At 60.8% G+C, this 15,278-nt stretch carries 17 protein-coding genes; 11 read left to right on the top strand and 6 right to left on the bottom strand.

The window, feature by feature from the left end; genetic code table 11:
* Positions 1-12 precede the first annotated feature (12 nt).
* The 6 genes from OSC50_RS09855 to OSC50_RS09830 all read left to right on the top strand — a co-directional run bounded on the left by OSC50_RS09855 (position 13) and on the right by OSC50_RS09830 (position 6,447).
* On the top strand, positions 13-1,656 hold the full coding sequence (locus OSC50_RS09855) for a sensor domain-containing diguanylate cyclase (protein WP_253508142.1): 1,644 nt from the start codon (positions 13-15) through the stop codon (positions 1,654-1,656).
* A gap of 20 nt (positions 1,657-1,676) precedes the next feature.
* Positions 1,677-2,147 carry a GNAT family N-acetyltransferase gene (locus OSC50_RS09850; RefSeq protein ID WP_266247828.1) on the top strand — a complete coding sequence of 157 codons (471 nt, stop codon included), beginning with the start codon at positions 1,677-1,679 and terminating at the stop codon, positions 2,145-2,147.
* A 227-nt stretch (positions 2,148-2,374) separates the two neighbouring features.
* Positions 2,375-3,472 carry a carboxynorspermidine decarboxylase gene (locus OSC50_RS09845; RefSeq protein WP_181076771.1) on the top strand — a complete coding sequence of 366 codons (1,098 nt, stop codon included), beginning with the start codon at positions 2,375-2,377 and terminating at the stop codon, positions 3,470-3,472.
* A 28-nt stretch (positions 3,473-3,500) separates the two neighbouring features.
* Positions 3,501-4,745, top strand: a complete 1,245-nt coding sequence (locus tag OSC50_RS09840; protein ID WP_181076769.1) for a saccharopine dehydrogenase family protein — start codon at positions 3,501-3,503, stop codon at positions 4,743-4,745.
* 219 nt (positions 4,746-4,964) lie between these two features.
* On the top strand, positions 4,965-5,732 hold the full coding sequence (gene mddA, locus OSC50_RS09835; protein WP_266247827.1) for a methanethiol S-methyltransferase: 768 nt from the start codon (positions 4,965-4,967) through the stop codon (positions 5,730-5,732).
* A gap of 475 nt (positions 5,733-6,207) precedes the next feature.
* Complete coding sequence (locus OSC50_RS09830) at positions 6,208-6,447, top strand: DUF6124 family protein (protein ID WP_181076765.1); 240 nt, start codon at positions 6,208-6,210, stop codon at positions 6,445-6,447.
* A gap of 37 nt (positions 6,448-6,484) precedes the next feature.
* Here OSC50_RS09830 and glsB read toward each other — a convergent pair whose 3' ends face one another.
* Both glsB and OSC50_RS09820 read right to left on the bottom strand, forming a co-directional pair.
* A complete protein-coding gene (gene glsB, locus OSC50_RS09825; RefSeq protein WP_032889526.1) occupies positions 6,485-7,393 on the bottom strand; it encodes a glutaminase B in 909 nt (302 codons plus the stop codon).
* 55 nt (positions 7,394-7,448) lie between these two features.
* A complete protein-coding gene (locus OSC50_RS09820) occupies positions 7,449-7,793 on the bottom strand; it encodes a hypothetical protein (protein WP_253508150.1) in 345 nt (114 codons plus the stop codon).
* Positions 7,794-8,023: 230 nt separating this feature from the next.
* Between OSC50_RS09820 and OSC50_RS09815 the strand changes: the two genes are divergently transcribed.
* Positions 8,024-8,434 (top strand): hypothetical protein, encoded by a 411-nt coding sequence (locus OSC50_RS09815; protein ID WP_080758750.1) that lies wholly within the window; start codon positions 8,024-8,026, stop codon positions 8,432-8,434.
* 44 nt (positions 8,435-8,478) lie between these two features.
* Complete coding sequence (locus OSC50_RS09810; RefSeq protein ID WP_266247826.1) at positions 8,479-9,093, top strand: hypothetical protein; 615 nt, start codon at positions 8,479-8,481, stop codon at positions 9,091-9,093.
* Between the two features lie 27 nt (positions 9,094-9,120).
* On the opposite strand, the gene OSC50_RS09805 is transcribed toward OSC50_RS09810, so the two are convergent.
* The 3 genes from OSC50_RS09805 to OSC50_RS09795 form a co-directional block, all read right to left on the bottom strand.
* Positions 9,121-10,308, bottom strand: coding sequence for a sugar transporter (locus OSC50_RS09805; protein WP_266247825.1), 1,188 nt, complete (start codon positions 10,306-10,308; stop codon positions 9,121-9,123).
* Positions 10,309-10,419: 111 nt separating this feature from the next.
* Positions 10,420-10,662: a hypothetical protein gene (locus OSC50_RS09800; protein ID WP_409567469.1), complete on the bottom strand. Its 243-nt coding sequence runs from the start codon at positions 10,660-10,662 to the stop codon at positions 10,420-10,422.
* A 204-nt stretch (positions 10,663-10,866) separates the two neighbouring features.
* Entirely contained in the window at positions 10,867-11,865 is a 999-nt protein-coding gene (locus OSC50_RS09795; protein WP_181076757.1) for a bile acid:sodium symporter family protein, read from the bottom strand.
* A gap of 85 nt (positions 11,866-11,950) precedes the next feature.
* Here OSC50_RS09795 and OSC50_RS09790 point away from each other — a divergent pair, with 85 nt between their 5' ends.
* Positions 11,951-12,739, top strand: a complete 789-nt coding sequence (locus OSC50_RS09790; RefSeq protein ID WP_181076755.1) for an AraC family transcriptional regulator — start codon at positions 11,951-11,953, stop codon at positions 12,737-12,739.
* Between the two features lie 8 nt (positions 12,740-12,747).
* Here the strand turns inward: OSC50_RS09790 and OSC50_RS09785 are convergent, their stop codons facing one another.
* On the bottom strand, positions 12,748-13,437 hold the full coding sequence (locus OSC50_RS09785) for a helix-turn-helix domain-containing protein (RefSeq protein ID WP_253508158.1): 690 nt from the start codon (positions 13,435-13,437) through the stop codon (positions 12,748-12,750).
* A gap of 70 nt (positions 13,438-13,507) precedes the next feature.
* On the opposite strand from OSC50_RS09785, the gene OSC50_RS09780 reads away from it, so the two are divergent.
* A complete protein-coding gene (locus tag OSC50_RS09780; protein WP_253508160.1) occupies positions 13,508-14,746 on the top strand; it encodes an MFS transporter in 1,239 nt (412 codons plus the stop codon).
* A 73-nt stretch (positions 14,747-14,819) separates the two neighbouring features.
* Positions 14,820-15,248: a hypothetical protein gene (locus tag OSC50_RS09775; protein ID WP_253508162.1), complete on the top strand. Its 429-nt coding sequence runs from the start codon at positions 14,820-14,822 to the stop codon at positions 15,246-15,248.
* Positions 15,249-15,278: the final 30 nt, after the last annotated feature.

The raw sequence follows: 15,278 nt of genomic DNA, 5'->3' as shown, positions 1-15,278 counted from the left end.
ATTTGAGCATTCATGATCAAAACCAGTCTGCGTAGTCACTTGACCCTGTGGTTTGCCGGTTTGTCATTGCTCACGCTGTTGAGTGTCGGATTCTATGTGGGCCATATCGCCACCGGCCAGGTGCGTCAGGCCAGCGGTAATGCCTTGCTCGGCGCTGCTCGTTCCACCGCTGCGCTGCTGGCCATGCAACTGCGCGAACGCCAACTGGAAGTGTCGCTGCTGAGCAAGGCGCCGTTGATGCGCCTGGGCAACCTGGACGCGCCGGATATCCTTACACTGATGGAATTGCGCAGCCAATCGCGCGCCGAGTATGCATGGATGGGCGTGGCCGACACCCAGGGGCGTGTGCATCAGGCGGTCAACGGGCTGTTGGTCAATCAATCGGTGCAGCAACGCCCCTGGTTCCAGGCCGGCATGCGCGGCGAGTACACCGGCGATCCCCACGAAGCGGTGTTGCTGGCCAAGCTGATGCCGGGGTCGCCCAGTGGTGAGCCGTTGCGCTTCATCGACTTTGCCGCGCCGATCCGCAACGCCCAGGGCGAGACGATCGGCGTGCTTGGAGCCCACGCGCATTGGAGCTGGGTCACCCATATCGTCGAGTCGGCCACCCAGCAAAAAGACGCCGTGCCGGACCTGCAAGCGCTGATCATCGACGGCGATGGCAAGGTGCTCTACCCCGAGGCACTCGCCGGCCAACAGATACCCCCAACCCACCTGAACAGCCCCTCCGGCTGGACCTCCGGCAACGGCTACGTGACGGCATCGGTGGCGGTGCCGAGCCCGTCCAATGCCCAGCTGTCGTGGTACATCGTACTGCGCCAACCGCTGGATATCGCCCTGCAACCGGCGCGCGAGTTGCTGTACAAACTGCTGATACTGGGCGTACTCGCCGCAGTGGTGTTCGGGCTGGTTGCCTATTATCTGGCGTCGACCCTCAGCCGTCCGATCGAACGGCTGGCCAAGTCAGCCAAGCAGGTGCAGGACCAGCAACCCGGCGCGGTGTTTCCCCAGGAACACGCGGTGCTGGAGATCGCCCAACTGGGCCGCTCGCTGGCCGGCATGACCCAATCGCTGTTGAGCAAGGAGCGCGAACTGCAGGAAGCCAACGCGTCCCTGGAGGCCACCGTCGCCCAGCGCACCGCCGACCTCACCCAGGCCAATGCCGAACTGCTTAAACTGGCCACGCACGATGCCCTTACCGGCGTTTATAACCGCCGCCGCTTCGACGAAAAACTCGCGGAAAACAGCCTGCTGTTTCAGCGCACCGGCCGCACCTTCGCCCTGCTGCTGATCGACGCCGACTACTTCAAGCGCATCAACGACACCTACGGCCACGCTATCGGGGACGAGGTGCTTGCGCACCTGGCCTCGGTGATCGAAAAAACGACCCGCGCCACCGATTTCGTCGCCCGTTACGGCGGTGAAGAATTCGCGGTGCTGCTGCCGGAGGTGGACGAACCCGACAGCCCCGAAGTGGTCGCCGAAAAGATCCGCGCCGCCGTGGCAGCGGCAGTGTTTCCTACGGTAGGCCAGATGACGGTAAGCATCGGCATCGGCGTGGCCGAACCCGCCGACCGCGATTCCCTGGCACTGCTCAAACGCGCGGATCTGCGGTTGTATGAGGCCAAGGCGGCGGGTAGGAATAAAGTGGCGTGAGCTTAGGGGCAGGTGTACGGATGGACCAGATTCTTCAGGCCGACCCAGGCTTTTCAATACGCAGACTCCAGGCACTTGCGGAACCGATTCGTGCGCTGGAAGCCGAAGCAGTGGCCGAGGGCTTTCGTTTTGTGACGCGACTGATCAATGAGTGGGAGCATCGCACCGCGCGATTCGAACGACCCGGAGAGTGCCTGCTGGGCGTGTTCTACCAAGGCCAATTGATTGCCGTCGGCGGTCTGTCCATCGACCCCTATACAGGCCCAGCAGTGGGACGGCTACGCCGGGTATATGTGACGCGCGCAATGCGTGACCGCAAAGTGGGCAAGGCACTGGTGCAGGCGCTGCTGGAGTTCGCAACGCCCAGCTTTCGCACCGTGCGCCTGTCTACCGATACACCTGACGCTGCAGCGTTTTATCTGCGCTGCGGCTTTCATCGAATCAACGATGCCACGGCCACCCACGCGATCAAACTCAAGCGAGCCGGCTGATTGTGGGAGCGCGTGCGTGACAGTCTGGACGCCCCTCAGTCATGCTGGGGAAGGCAAGCTAAGCGAAATCCCGGCGTCAGAGTGGCCCATCATACTGACGGCCTGTCACATTGGCAGGCCAGATTAAAAGTGGCGCAGCAAAATCCGCCCACGAACCTTTCGATCTGTTCCAAGTGCGGGCACAATGCGTGTCCTTTTTTGGCAGGCACCGCCGCAGGCTCTCAAAAATGATCAAAACGCCGTACTACCTCATCGATAAACAGAAGCTTCTAGTCAATATGCAGAAGATTGCCTATGTGCGCGAGCAGTCCGGCGCCAAGGCGCTGCTGGCGCTCAAGTGCTTTGCCACTTGGTCGGTGTTCGACTTGATGCAGCAATACATGGACGGCACCACCTCGTCGTCGCTGTATGAGTTGAAGCTCGGTCGCCAGAAGTTCGAAGGTGAAGCGCACGCCTACAGCGTGGCCTGGGCCGACGATGAAATCGAAGAGATGCTGGAGAACTGCGACAAGATCATCTTCAACTCCATCAGCCAACTGCAGCGCTTTGCCGAACGCAGCGAAGGCAAGACCCGTGGCCTGCGTGTGAACCCGCAGGTGAGCAGCTCCGACTATCTGCTGGCCGACCCTGCGCGTCCGTTCAGCCGCCTGGGCGAATGGGACCCGGTGAAAATCGAAGGCGTGATCGAGCAGATCAGCGGCTTCATGTTCCATAACAACTGTGAGAACGGCGATTTCAGCCTGTTCGACAAGATGCTCGGCACCATCGAAGAGCGTTTCGGCGAACTGCTGCACAAGGTCAAGTGGGTCAGCCTCGGCGGTGGCATCCACTTCACCGGCGAAGGCTATGCGCTGGACGCCTTTTGCGCGCGCTTGAAGGCGTTCTCCGAGAAGTACGGCGTGCAGGTCTACCTGGAACCGGGTGAAGCGGCGATCACCAACAGTGCCTCCCTGGAAGTCACCGTGCTCGACACCCTCTACAACGGCAAAAACCTCGCCGTCGTCGACAGCTCCATCGAGGCCCACCTGCTGGACCTGCTGATCTACCGCCTCAACGCCAAGCTGGCACCGAGCGAAGGCGAACACACCTATATGGTGTGCGGCAAATCCTGCCTGGCCGGGGATATCTTCGGCGAATATCAATTCGATCGTCCGCTGGCCATCGGCGATCGGTTGTCGTTCATCGACACCGCGGGCTACACCATGGTCAAGAAAAACTGGTTCAACGGCCTGAAAATGCCGTCCATCGTAGTGAAACAACTCGACGGTACAGTCGAGGTGGTTCGTGAATTTGGTTACGAAGACTACCTGTCCAGCCTTTCGTAAGCTGGCGGATAAAGGAGAGATAAAGCAATTGAAAAAGAACGTTCTTATCATTGGTGCAGGAGGTGTCGCCAAGGTGGTGGCCCACAAGTGCGCGCAGCACAACGACGAGCTCGGTCGTATTGCTATCGCGTCGCGCAACATCTCCAAATGCCAGGCCATCATCGACAGCGTCAAGGCCAAGGGTAGCCTCAAGGTACCCGCCGATATCCAAGCCTTCGCGCTGAACGCCCTGGACGTGGAAGCGACCAAGGCCCTGATCCGCGAGACCGGCTCGCAGATCGTCATCAACGTGGGGTCCGCGTTCCTCAACATGTCGGTCCTGCGGGCCTGCATCGACACGGGCGTAGCGTACCTCGACACCGCCATCCACGAAGAGCCGGGCAAGGTCTGCGAGACCCCGCCGTGGTACGGCAACTACGAATGGAACCACCTGGAAGAGTGCAAACAGAAGAACATCACCGCCATCCTCGGCGTGGGCTTCGACCCGGGTGTCGTCAACGCGTATGCCGCGCTGGCGCAGCAACAGCATTTCGACCGCATTGATTCGATCGATATCCTCGACGTCAATGCCGGCTCCCATGGCAAATACTTCGCCACCAATTTCGACCCGGAAATCAACTTCCGCGAATTCACCGGACAGGTGTGGAGCTGGCAGAACAGCCAGTGGACCAGCAACACCATGTTCGAAGTCAAACGCACCGACGACCTGCCGGTAGTCGGTTCGCAGAATCTGTACCTGACCGGCCACGATGAAGTGCACTCGCTGTCGAAAAACCTCGACGTGCCCAACGTGCGTTTCTGGATGAGCTTTGGCGAGCACTACATCAACGTGTTCACCGTGCTCAACAACCTCGGACTGCTGTCCGAAAAGCCGGTCAAAACCGCCGAAGGCCTGGAAGTGGTGCCGTTGAAAGTGGTCAAGGCCGTACTGCCCGACCCGTCTTCGCTCGCCCCTGGCTACACCGGCAAGACCTGCATCGGTGACCTGGTCAAAGGCACCAAGAACGGCCAGCCGCGTGAGGTGTTCATCTACAACGTCGCCGACCACGAAGAAGCCTTCGCCGAAACCGACAGCCAGGGCATCTCCTACACCGCCGGCGTACCACCGGTAGCCGCCGCGCTGCTGGTAGCCCGTGGTGAATGGGACGTGCAGCGCATGGCCAACGTCGAGGAACTGCCGGCAGAACCGTTCCTGAAGGCGCTGGACGTGATGGGCCTGCCGACTCGGATCAAGGACGAGCACGGTGATCGGGCCTGGGATGCAATGGCCTGATAGGCGATAGCGGACCGAACAAAAAAATGCGCTCGAAGGGGCGCATTTTTTATTTGGGCGGATACCTATCTCCAAACCACATTGCAATTGCGACGACCAGCCACACCGAGCACTGTCAATTCTCACAGGTTACCGCGCACGCAATACCCGCTAGGCTTAACCATGGAGTGGCTGACCTGCAGGTTTGCTGCCCATTCATCCTGTGGGTAGGGCAGACTCATGAACCTCAACAACAACCGCGCCGCCCGTGCCATCGCACTGGTGTACAGCGCCTGCTGTTACGTTGTGTTCCTAATCACATTCTTATATTTGATCGGCTTCGTCGGCAGTGTGGCGGTGCCCAAAAACATCAACGATGGCCCCCTCCTCGCTTGGCCACTCGCCGTGCTGATCAACTGCGCACTGATCCTGTTGTTCGGCGTCCAGCACACGGTCATGGCACGCAAAGGCTTCAAGCGGTGGCTGGCGGCAGTCATTCCGACGTCCGTTGAACGCTCCACGTATGTACTGCTCAGCAGCTTGGTGCTTGTACTGATGTTCTGGCTGTGGCAACCGATGACGCTCACCGTTTGGGAAGTTGAAACGACGTGGGCCAAGGGCCTATTGATTGGCCTGTTCTGGTTGGGCTGGGGCATCGCTTTACTGGCAACCTTTTTAATCGGCCACTTCGAACTGTTCGGGCTCAAGCAGCCCATCGACCGATGGCGCAGGGCCACGCCACAGGCGCCAGAATTCAGAACGCCATTGTTTTACAAGATCGTGCGTCACCCGCTGTACCTGGGTTTCCTGATCGCCTTTTGGGCAACACCGCACATGACCGCTGGGCACCTGTTGTTTTCGATGGGGATGACGGTTTACATCTTCATTGGCGCCAGCTTTGAAGAAAAGGATCTGGTGGCGTTGTTTGGTGAGCGGTATCGGCGTTACCAGCAGGAGGTGGGCATGATTTTGCCGTGGGCGAAGTCACGCAAAAAAGACGCTGAATAAACCTTTGTGACGAGCGGGCTGATCGTTCCCACGCTCTGCGTGGGAATGCCGCCCGGGACGCTCCGCGTCCCGCCAAACGGTGCACGGCTTGAGTACCTCGCACTTCGTTCTGCAGCACAACGAGAAAAATCCTGGCCTGCGACGGCAGCGTGGCATTCACTTTCCGCGTTTGCTCTTCTCGGATTTTTCCGACAAGGCTTTCAGGTTGTCGCTCGGAACTTCGCTGACTAACCTCTCCTCCGTCGCTGCCAATTCAGCGACCGGATTTGACCGTCCGACTTCAAAGAGCAACTGCGCCACCACCGAGCTTAGGCGTTTTTTTACGTCTGATGTATCGTGTCGCGGCAGCTGTACGCGGGATACCTTAGGGTATGCCGGTTTTGTTCTTTGGGCCGGTCGGTCAACCCGCGTACAGCTGCCACCCTCTTCGATTGACCGCGAATCGTGGCAGCCCTATTTACAAAGGAGCTTCACCATGATCAAAGACACCCCAAATCCCCCAGATAGACTCTTCACAGTACGCCCCAACCTGGGCACAGAAACCCTGCTGGTCAACGCATCCCAGGATCTATCCTCCATCACCGACATCGCCACGCACCTGGCCTTTGAAATCGACGGTGCACAACGCAATGTCGCGCTGGGCATCTGCCGAATGCTGGAAGGTGTCCAACTGTTGGTAGACAAAGCATTGGATGACGCCCATCCAGCGGCATGACACTCAGGTAATCGTTCCCACGCGCGTGGGAACGATCTCAAAACACCGACCACCCAATCCGCTCACTCAACAACTCCAACGCCTTGATCCCAGCCAGCGAATTCCCCGCTGCGTTCAACTCCGGCGACCATACGCATACGGTAAATTGCCCCGGCACCACCGCGACGATGCCGCCGCCCACACCGCTCTTGCCCGGCAAGCCCACGCGATAGGCAAAGTTGCCCGCCTCGTCATACAGCCCGCTGGTGGCCATGATCGAGTTGACTTGCTTGGTCTGGCGAGCCGTGAGGATCTGCTCGCCGCTGTGGGCGCTCGTGCCCTCGTTGGCCAGGAAGCTGAACGCCTTGGCCAGGTCCAGGCAGCTCATCTGCAGGGCGCAGTAGTTGAAGTAGCTGTGCAGCACCGCGTCCACGTCATTGTGGAAGTTGCCGAAGGATTTCATCAGGTAGGCCATGGCTGCGTTGCGTGCGCCGTGCTGGGCCTCGGAGTCGGCGACGACGCTGTTGACCAGGATCTGCGGGTTGCCCGACAGGCGCCGCACGAAATCGCGCATCGACAGGATCGGCACGGCGAAGCGCGACTGGTTGATGTCGCAGATCACCAGGGCGCCGGCGTTGATGAACGGGTTGCGCGGACGGCCGCGTTCGAACTCCAGCTGCACCAGGGAGTTGAACGGCTGCCCCGAAGGCTCGTGGCCCAGGCGTTCCCAGATGCTTTCGCCGCCATGGTCGATCGCCTGCACCAGGCTGAACACCTTGGAAATACTCTGCACCGAGAACAGCGTGTCGGCGTCGCCGGCGCGGTAAGCCGAGCCGTCGTTGCCGTACACCGCAATGCCAAGTTGGTTGGCCGGCACATCGGCCAGCGCGGGGATGTAATCGGCGACTTTGCCGAGGCCGATCAGAGGGCGCACTTCGTCGAGGATCGACTCCAGCAACGCCTGCATGTCTTGTCCTGTCATCGTGGTTTGAATCAGTGGTAAACGGGGCGCGCAGGATACTTCAGTGGGCGCGAAAGCCCCACACAATCTCTACCACTCGCTCGGCCACCACCAGATACACCAGGATCAACAGCACTTGCAGCGCCAGGTGATAGCGCAACCTGGCGAGGCGGCGGATGCCATCACTGACGTTCAACAGCATCAGCATGCTCGACAACACAATCAGCCCCCACCCCGCCACAGTCGAGGCAAACACGCCAATAAACAGCGGCTGCTGGCCCAGCAACGTGTTGGTACCGGCGGCGAATAACAGCGCACACACCAGCAGGTTTTTCACATTGTCGAAAATCTGCGCACTCAAGTCGTTTTCCAGCAGGGCCACATATCGCTTCCAGAACGTACGCATCAGTCATCACCGGGCAGGAATCGGTCGTCAATCAAAGTAGTTCAAATGCCCAGGTGCTGCACCGTCCCATGAACTTAGATAGGCGCCAGGTTGACCCTAGCGCAAGCTCCCAGATAGGTGCATTCCAAGACTATCGCCAGCAAAACGACCGCCAGCCAAGAATGATGGCTCATAGCCATTTCTTGAGATAGGATCAGCGCCCTTGACCTCAACAAGGACGATGAACACATATGTCAGGCGAAGTAGGTTTTTCAGAGTGGCACCCGTGGTCCGACCGTGGCGAACTGCCCGGTAAACACTTACCCGGGGTGTATTTCATCGCGCGCAGCAAACACAAACCAGATACTCATCGAAATTGCGATGCGACTATCTATATCGGTGAGACCACCGGTCAGAGCCTGGCTGATCGGCTGCGTCAATTCAATGTATCGGCTTTCAGCGAACGGGCCGGACACTCGGGAGGGAACACCTTCAGGCTGACGCTGCTTGAAACAACGCCCGCCGAACATATCTGGGTGTCTACTTGCCCGGTGAGTATGGGCATGCCTTACACCACCGCCTACATCAAGCATTTGGAGCGCAAGCTACTCTGGGAATATGTATGCACATGGGGAAGGTACCCGGCGTGCAATCACAGCTGATTGCACATTCCGCACACATCATTGACTAGGCAAGCACTTAAGACATGACTCCATTGTTTTCGAAAACCACACCTTCAGAAGCCACACTGATCGCTGCTCGGATTGCTCCCGTGTTTGACGCAGTGCTGAACGAGTACGACTTCCTCAAGTATCCGGCAGCCCATTACCAAGCATTCAAGACCTCTTACTCAGCGCGAACGGCCCAGAACCCACGGATTGCAGATTCGCTGCTGTGGAAGTGGGGCCATTGGGGCAAACCGAACTACCCACAACGCCATCGCAACCTGATTGCAGAGGTAGAGGGGCTCTGGCCACGGTTCATCGGTTCCGGTTGCGCTCAAGCGCCAGACCAAACCTTCCAGTGGTGGCAGGCGCAGTTCAAACGGCAAACGACCTACATCACGTCGGCGTACATCACGCACCTTGTACATCACAGCGCGCCCCTGCCCATTATCGACCAGCACAACTTTCGCGCGATGAACGCCCTGTTCGAGCCAGTGCGCCCGCCCCAGAAACGCAAGAAACGGCCATCCAGCTGGAATGACATTCAAGTGCTCAAAGACTTTATGTCGCAGGTCCTGGTAGCCATGCCTCAGCGCAGCTTTTCTGAACTGGATCGATTCCTGATGATGTATGGACGCAACCACGTCCCTCGCTGACAAAACCCTGGGTAGCCAATTGGTTGGCTACTCCCGCGGCCCCACCCCCGTCCCAAACTGCCGAATCGCCAGGCAATACCCCACCAACGCCAGCGCCGCTAGCAGCCCACCCGCCGCGCCAATCCAGGCGAAGCCGAAGTGGCTGCCGACCCAACTGCCCATCAGGGCGCCGCCGCCGATGCCGATGTTGTAGATACCGGAGAACATCGCCATGGCCACATCCGTGGCGTCGGGAGCCAGCACCAGCACCTTGGATTGCATGGCCAGCCCGAAGCCCATGATCGCCATGCCCCAGAACACGCTCAAGCCCACCAGGTAGGATTGGGCGCCACTCAATGGCAGCAACAGCGCCAGACAGGCCGCCAGCAGGAACACAGTACCGACCACGAACAGATGCGGATTGAAGCGGTGCACCAGGCTGAACAGCAGCGAGCCGATAATGCCCGCGCCGCCGAACACCAGCAGGATCAGGGTCACGGCGCCGCCGCCCATGCCCGCCACGCCTTCGACGAAGGGTTCGATGTAGCTGTAGGCGGTGAATTGCGCGGTGACGGTCATCGCCGTGAGCATGTACAACGCCACCAGCGCCGGGCGTTTGAACAGCAGTGGCAGGCTGCGCAGGGAGCCGGAGTTCTGGCTCGGCAGCGGCGGCAAGGTACGCGCCAGCCAGAACACCAGCCCGCCCGCAAACGCGGCGATCACCAGGAAGGTGGTGCGCCAGCCCATGGCTTCACCGAGCAGGCGCCCCAGAGGGATGCCCAGCACCATCGCCAGGGACGTGCCGGTGGCCAGCAAGCCCAGGGCCTGCACCTGCTTGCCCTGCGGCGCCAGGCGCACGGCGAGAGATGCGGTGATCGACCAGAACAGCGCATGGGACAAGGCGATGCCGATACGGCTGACCATCAACAGGCCGAAGCTGGTGGCCACGCTGGACAGAATATGGCTGGCGATAAACAGCCCGAACAGCACGATCAGCAACTTTCGTCGCTCGACGTTGCGGGTCAGCAACATCACCGGCAACGAGGTCAGCGAGACGACCCACGCATAAATGGTGAGCATCAGGCCAACGCTGGCGATGGGCATGTCGAAGCTTTCGCCAATCGCGCTGAGCAGCCCGACGGGTACGAATTCGGTGGTGTTGAACACAAAAGCGGCCAGCGCCAGGGCGATGACCGGTTGCCAGTTTGGCTGGGGAGTTGCGGTTGAAAGGCTCATTGACGGGCGAGGTACTCTGACGGTGATCGAGCGGCCACCCAGGACAAGCGCCGCCGCCGAGCATTCTATAGGTTTCTCGGGCGGCTGTTGACGCTCATCCGCGGCGCAGAATCAGGGCGCGGTCAGCGTCACCACGTACCTACCCGATTTGACCGGCTGACCGCGTCCGTCCACCAACAGGTAGCGCTGATCGTAAAAACGCCCGCTGCCGCTGTCCGCCACCAGCCGCAGACTGGCCCCGTTGACGCTGGCCACAGGTGCCACGCTGCGGACCGTGAACTGGTTACCTCGGCTGGCGCTGGGGCACCCCGTCACGTCCAACTGCGTGCCACTGTGCGCATTTGTCGCACACATCGGCTCAACGATACTCCCGGTAAACCTGATGGTGCCCTGACTTGCCGGGTGCGCCGCGCCGCATGCGCTTGCCCAGAGGCAAAGGAGACCTGTCGCTGCCGAAAAACCGTTGATACGCATGCTGATACTCCTTCCTGGTGATTAAGAAGTAAGTCGTCAGCACAGGTACTAACTTGAGGTTAATCGTCGCAGAGCAACAAAATGTTACGGATCCACCTGCGCCATCAACTCCGCAACACTCTCCGCGCGTTTGGCATAACGCTGCGCCAGCGCCGCACACACCATCAGCTGGATCTGGTGAAACAGCATCAACGGCAGAATCAATACGCCCATGCTCGCCCCGGCAAACAGCACCTGAGCCATCGGCACACCGGTCGCAAGGCTTTTCTTCGAGCCGCAGAACAGGATGGTGATGCGGTCCTCCTGGTTAAACCCAAAGGCCTTGCCCAACACGGTGGACGCCATCAGCACCAGCGCCAGCAGCACGCAGCAGGCCACCACCAGCCCGCCCAGTTCCCACAGCGGGATCTGGTGCCAGATGCCTTCATTCACCGCTTCGCTGAACGCGCCGTACACCACCAGCAGGATCGAACCCTGGTCGACGAACTTCAGCCACGCCTTGTTGCGCCCTACCCACTCGCCGATCCAGCGCCGCGCGATCTGCCCGGCGATAAACGGCAGCAGCAATTGCACGCTGATTTTCACGATGGCATCGACGGTGGAGCCGCCCTCGCCATGCACGTTGAGTAAGAGGGTCACCAGCAACGGTGTGAGGAAGATCCCAAACAGGCTCGACGCCGCTGCGCTGCAGATCGCCGCCGGGATATTGCCCCGCGCCAGGGAAGTGAAAGCGATGGCCGACTGCACCGTGGCCGGCAACGCGCAGAGATAAAGCATGCCCATGTACAGGTCTTTGCCGATCAACGGCGACAGCACCGGCTTGAGCGCCAGCCCCAGCAACGGGAACAGCACAAAGGTCAGGCTGAACACCAGCAAGTGCAGGCGCCAATGGCCGGCGCCGGCCACGATGGCCTGGCGCGAAAGCTTGGCGCCGTGCAGGAAAAACAGCAGCGCGATGGCCAGGTTGGTGACCCAGCCGAATGCCACGGCGGTCTGGCCGCTGGCGGGCAATAGGGAGGCGAGGATCACCGTGGCGATCAGCGTGAGGGTGAAGTTGTCGGGCAGAAAGCGGGGCCGGGTCATAGTGAAGTCTTCCAGGGGTTGCCAAGAGCGTCACCGCGACTCTAACGTAACGCCTTGTTACCGACTAACGCCAACGAGCCAGTAAATGCCGCCTAAAGGACATGCCAACACCGTGCGCCGTAGCATTCCGGGGCTTTCCAGCCTGCCACGGCCGGTGTACGGGCGCACCGAATCGCTGCCCAATCGCGCGTTGACCCGTCGCCACAGTCACCCGTGGGTGCAATTGTCCTACGCGATTTCCGGGGTGCTGGAGATCCAGACCAGCGCCGGCCGCTTCGTCGCGCCGCCACAGCGGGCCGTGTGGATTCCGGCGGGCATGCCGCACCGGGTGTACAGCACGCCCCACACCGAGATGCGCAGCCTGTACCTCGATTGCAGCGTCACCCCATGGGCGGCCGGGCATTGTCACGTACTGGAGGTGAGCAACCTGCTGCGCGAGCTGATCCGCCGCTTCAGCGAACTGCCGGTGGAATACGCCGAGGACGGCCCCGACGGGCGCCTGGCCCAGGTGATCCTCGACCAACTCGCCGCCGCGCCGCAGGTCGACCTGATGCTGCCGCTGCCGATGGACCCGCGCCTGCGCCAGATCTACCGCAGCCTCAACCAGCGCCCGGAACAGCAGACCACCCTGGGGCAATGGAGCGACAAACTGGGGGTCAGCGAAAAAACCCTCAGCCGCCTGTTCCTGCGCGATACCGGCCTGACTTTCCGCGCCTGGCGCCAACGCCTGCGCCTGCTCAGCGCCCTGCCTGCCCTCGAACATGGCGAACGGGTCACGGACGTGGCGCTGGCCAGCGGGTATGAATCGACATCGGCGTTCATCAATGCGTTTCGCCAGCAGTTCGATGCCACGCCGGGGGAGTTTTTCCGCTGATTCCAGCGTCAGGATGAAATATCAAATACAGCAGCCAGGCGCTTGCGGCCTTTGGGGGTGAGCGTTAACGCGCGGGTATCGAGCGTGCGCATCAGCCAGCGGTCATGCAGCATATGCGTCAGCAACTGCGCGCCCAACGCACCGCCCAGGTGCGAGCAACGCTGGCTCCAGTCCAGGCAGGGATAAGCAAATCGGCGGCGCGCCGAGCTGTCCGGAACTGCCTGCAGCCCCAGCGCCGTCAGCCGTTCGGTGCCTGTGGCGGTCAGTTGATATCCGCTGTCCTGCAGGCACATCCACTGCTTGCGCAACAACGCATCGTGCACTTGGACGCCAAGTTCTCCGGCCAGGTGGTCGTAGCAACTGCGAGCGTGGCGCAGGTGGCAAGGCGTCGAGGGTTTGAAGGCCGGCGCGTCGAATGAACTGATCGAAAGCAAGCCTTCCAGCGCCCTGGCGACATCGGCACTGACCAATTGAAAGTAGCGATGCTTGCCTTGAGTGACCAGGGTCACCAGCCCCTGTTCCAGCAGTTTCTGGAAATGGCTGGAGGCGGTCGACGGGCTCTTTTGCGCCACTACCGCCAATTCGGTCGCCGTGCGCGCGCGGCCGTCCAGCAGGCAGCAGAGCATACGCGCCCTGGCGGGGTCGGCGATGGCGGCGGCGACACTGGCCAGTCGCAGCTCGGACTGCTCAACATCCATTGTTCGATGCTCCTCGAAGTGAACGACAGGGCGCAAGCATAGCCTGTGCGTCCACCAAAAGGAGATAGCCATGCGTGACAAGCATTTTTTCGGACATACAGTGCTCAGGTGCACATTCATTCTGGCGATGCTCGGATGGGGCATCGGCTTTTACGGCCCGCCGATTTATCTGCAGGCGGTGATGGAGCGCACGGGCTGGCCAATCGCTCAAGTGTCGGGCGCCGTCACCCTGCACTTCCTCAGCGGCACGCTGGTGATTGCCAATCTGCCCCGCCTGTACGCACGGTTCGGCGTGCCGGCGATCACACTCGCGGGCTGCGTGATGCTGGGCATCGGTGTGAATATCTGGGCCCGGGCCGACACCGTGCAGGTGCTGTACCTGGGCGCGATCTGCTCGGGTATCGGCTGGGTGACCCTGGGCGCCACTGCGGTGAACACTTTGATCGCGCCCTGGTACGTCAAGGAGCGGCCAAAAGCCTTGGGTAAGGCTTACAACGGCGCCAGCCTGGGCGGGGTGATTTTTTCGCCGTTGTGGGTCGTGCTGATCGAGCGCTTCGGCTTTGCCGTGGCTGCGCTGATGGTGAGCCTGGTCGCCGTGGTCGTCATCGCCGGGTTCTCGCTGCGGGTCTTCAACCGGACGCCGCGTGATCTCGGGCAACATCCGGATAACCAAGCCCAGGCGGAACCGGCGAGCGTCTCCCAGGCCGATTCGCCCTGGACCACCGCACAGGCGTTCAGGTCAGGTTCGTTCCGCTCGTTGGCCGCCGGCATGTCACTGGGCCTGTTCGCCCAGATCGGCCTGATCGCGCATTTGTATTCCCTGCTCAGCACACGTCTGGGCAGTTATGAAGCCTCCCTGGCCATGGCGCTGGCCACCGCCAGTGCGATGGGCGGTCGCTACGTTGCCGCCCATTTGATGATCGGCGGCTTCAACCGTCGCCACCTCGCTTGCCTGGGGTACGCGGTGCAGTTGCTGGGGACCTTGATGCTGCTGGGTCTGGACCTGCATCCGGCATTCGCATGGGCCGCCGTGCTGCTGATCGGCTCGGGCATCGGCAATGCGACTTCGCTGCCGCCGCTGATTGCACAGGTTGAATTCAATCGCGCGCACACTGCCAAGGTCATCGCCCTGATGGTGGCCGTCAGTCAGGCCACTTACGCCTGTGCGCCGGCGTTTTTCGGGTTGATCCGCTCCTTCTTCGACGACCCCGGCCACACGATCATGGCGATGGTGGGCGCGACGGTGGCCGTTCAATTGCTGGCGATGCTGTCGTTCTGTCGCAACTCATCCACCCGCGAGCGCAAATAGTGCCCAAACCCGCCCTCGGCTGTTATTGTGCGGCGCTTTGAAAAGCTGCCATGCCACTGCGAGGAAACGGACGTTGAACACTGACGAAAAAATGACCGGAGACCTGTTCGAGGTCGATAAGCGCCTGTCACTCAAACCGGTGGTGGAGTTTAACGCTTACCTGCGCAGCGCATTTGGCGACGGCCTGTGCACCTGCATTCGCTGCACGGCCAGTGGTGGCGACGAAAACGGCTATGAGTTCCAGCACACCTTCGGTTTCGACGGTAAACCCACGCATCGCCGCTTTGCTTCAACGGCGGGCAGCGATGTGTTGCAGGCATTGAAAAAGGCCTGGTTGTCGTATACCAAGGCAGAGCTGCCCGCGAGCGGCGTGTTGGCCCTCGATACGGTAAAAGAATTTGTCGAGCCGCAACTGCACAAACGCCTGGCGCCATTGTTTTTGGCCAGCGGCCTGGCCAGCGAGGTAGACGGTCACTTGAACCTGTTGCCCCAGCTGGCTTAAAGCCCCCCGCAATACGCGCCGAACCGGGAT

The sequence above is a fragment of the Pseudomonas quebecensis genome (assembly GCF_026410085.1).
Classification (GTDB): Bacteria; Pseudomonadota; Gammaproteobacteria; order Pseudomonadales; family Pseudomonadaceae; genus Aquipseudomonas; species Aquipseudomonas quebecensis.
The sequence above is the reverse complement of the archived record's forward strand: the minus strand, read 5'-3'. Positions and strand labels throughout refer to the sequence as shown.

What these genes read in the sequence shown, in the direction of transcription:
- OSC50_RS09855 (WP_253508142.1), top strand. Translation starts at nt 13, where the DNA reads ATGATCAAAACCAGTCTGCGTAGTCACTTGACCCTGTGGTTTGCCGGT.
- OSC50_RS09850 (WP_266247828.1), top strand. Translation starts at nt 1,677, where the DNA reads ATGGACCAGATTCTTCAGGCCGACCCAGGCTTTTCAATACGCAGACTC.
- OSC50_RS09845 (WP_181076771.1), top strand. Translation starts at nt 2,375, where the DNA reads ATGATCAAAACGCCGTACTACCTCATCGATAAACAGAAGCTTCTAGTC.
- mddA (WP_266247827.1), top strand. Translation starts at nt 4,965, where the DNA reads ATGAACCTCAACAACAACCGCGCCGCCCGTGCCATCGCACTGGTGTAC.
- OSC50_RS09830 (WP_181076765.1), top strand. Translation starts at nt 6,208, where the DNA reads ATGATCAAAGACACCCCAAATCCCCCAGATAGACTCTTCACAGTACGC.
- glsB (WP_032889526.1), bottom strand. Translation starts at nt 7,393, where the DNA reads ATGCAGGCGTTGCTGGAGTCGATCCTCGACGAAGTGCGCCCTCTGATC.
- OSC50_RS09820 (WP_253508150.1), bottom strand. Translation starts at nt 7,793, where the DNA reads ATGCGTACGTTCTGGAAGCGATATGTGGCCCTGCTGGAAAACGACTTG.
- OSC50_RS09815 (WP_080758750.1), top strand. Translation starts at nt 8,024, where the DNA reads ATGTCAGGCGAAGTAGGTTTTTCAGAGTGGCACCCGTGGTCCGACCGT.
- OSC50_RS09810 (WP_266247826.1), top strand. Translation starts at nt 8,479, where the DNA reads ATGACTCCATTGTTTTCGAAAACCACACCTTCAGAAGCCACACTGATC.
- OSC50_RS09805 (WP_266247825.1), bottom strand. Translation starts at nt 10,308, where the DNA reads ATGAGCCTTTCAACCGCAACTCCCCAGCCAAACTGGCAACCGGTCATC.
- OSC50_RS09800 (WP_409567469.1), bottom strand. Translation starts at nt 10,662, where the DNA reads ATGTGTGCGACAAATGCGCACAGTGGCACGCAGTTGGACGTGACGGGG.
- OSC50_RS09795 (WP_181076757.1), bottom strand. Translation starts at nt 11,865, where the DNA reads ATGACCCGGCCCCGCTTTCTGCCCGACAACTTCACCCTCACGCTGATC.
- OSC50_RS09790 (WP_181076755.1), top strand. Translation starts at nt 11,951, where the DNA reads ATGCCGCCTAAAGGACATGCCAACACCGTGCGCCGTAGCATTCCGGGG.
- OSC50_RS09785 (WP_253508158.1), bottom strand. Translation starts at nt 13,437, where the DNA reads ATGGATGTTGAGCAGTCCGAGCTGCGACTGGCCAGTGTCGCCGCCGCC.
- OSC50_RS09780 (WP_253508160.1), top strand. Translation starts at nt 13,508, where the DNA reads ATGCGTGACAAGCATTTTTTCGGACATACAGTGCTCAGGTGCACATTC.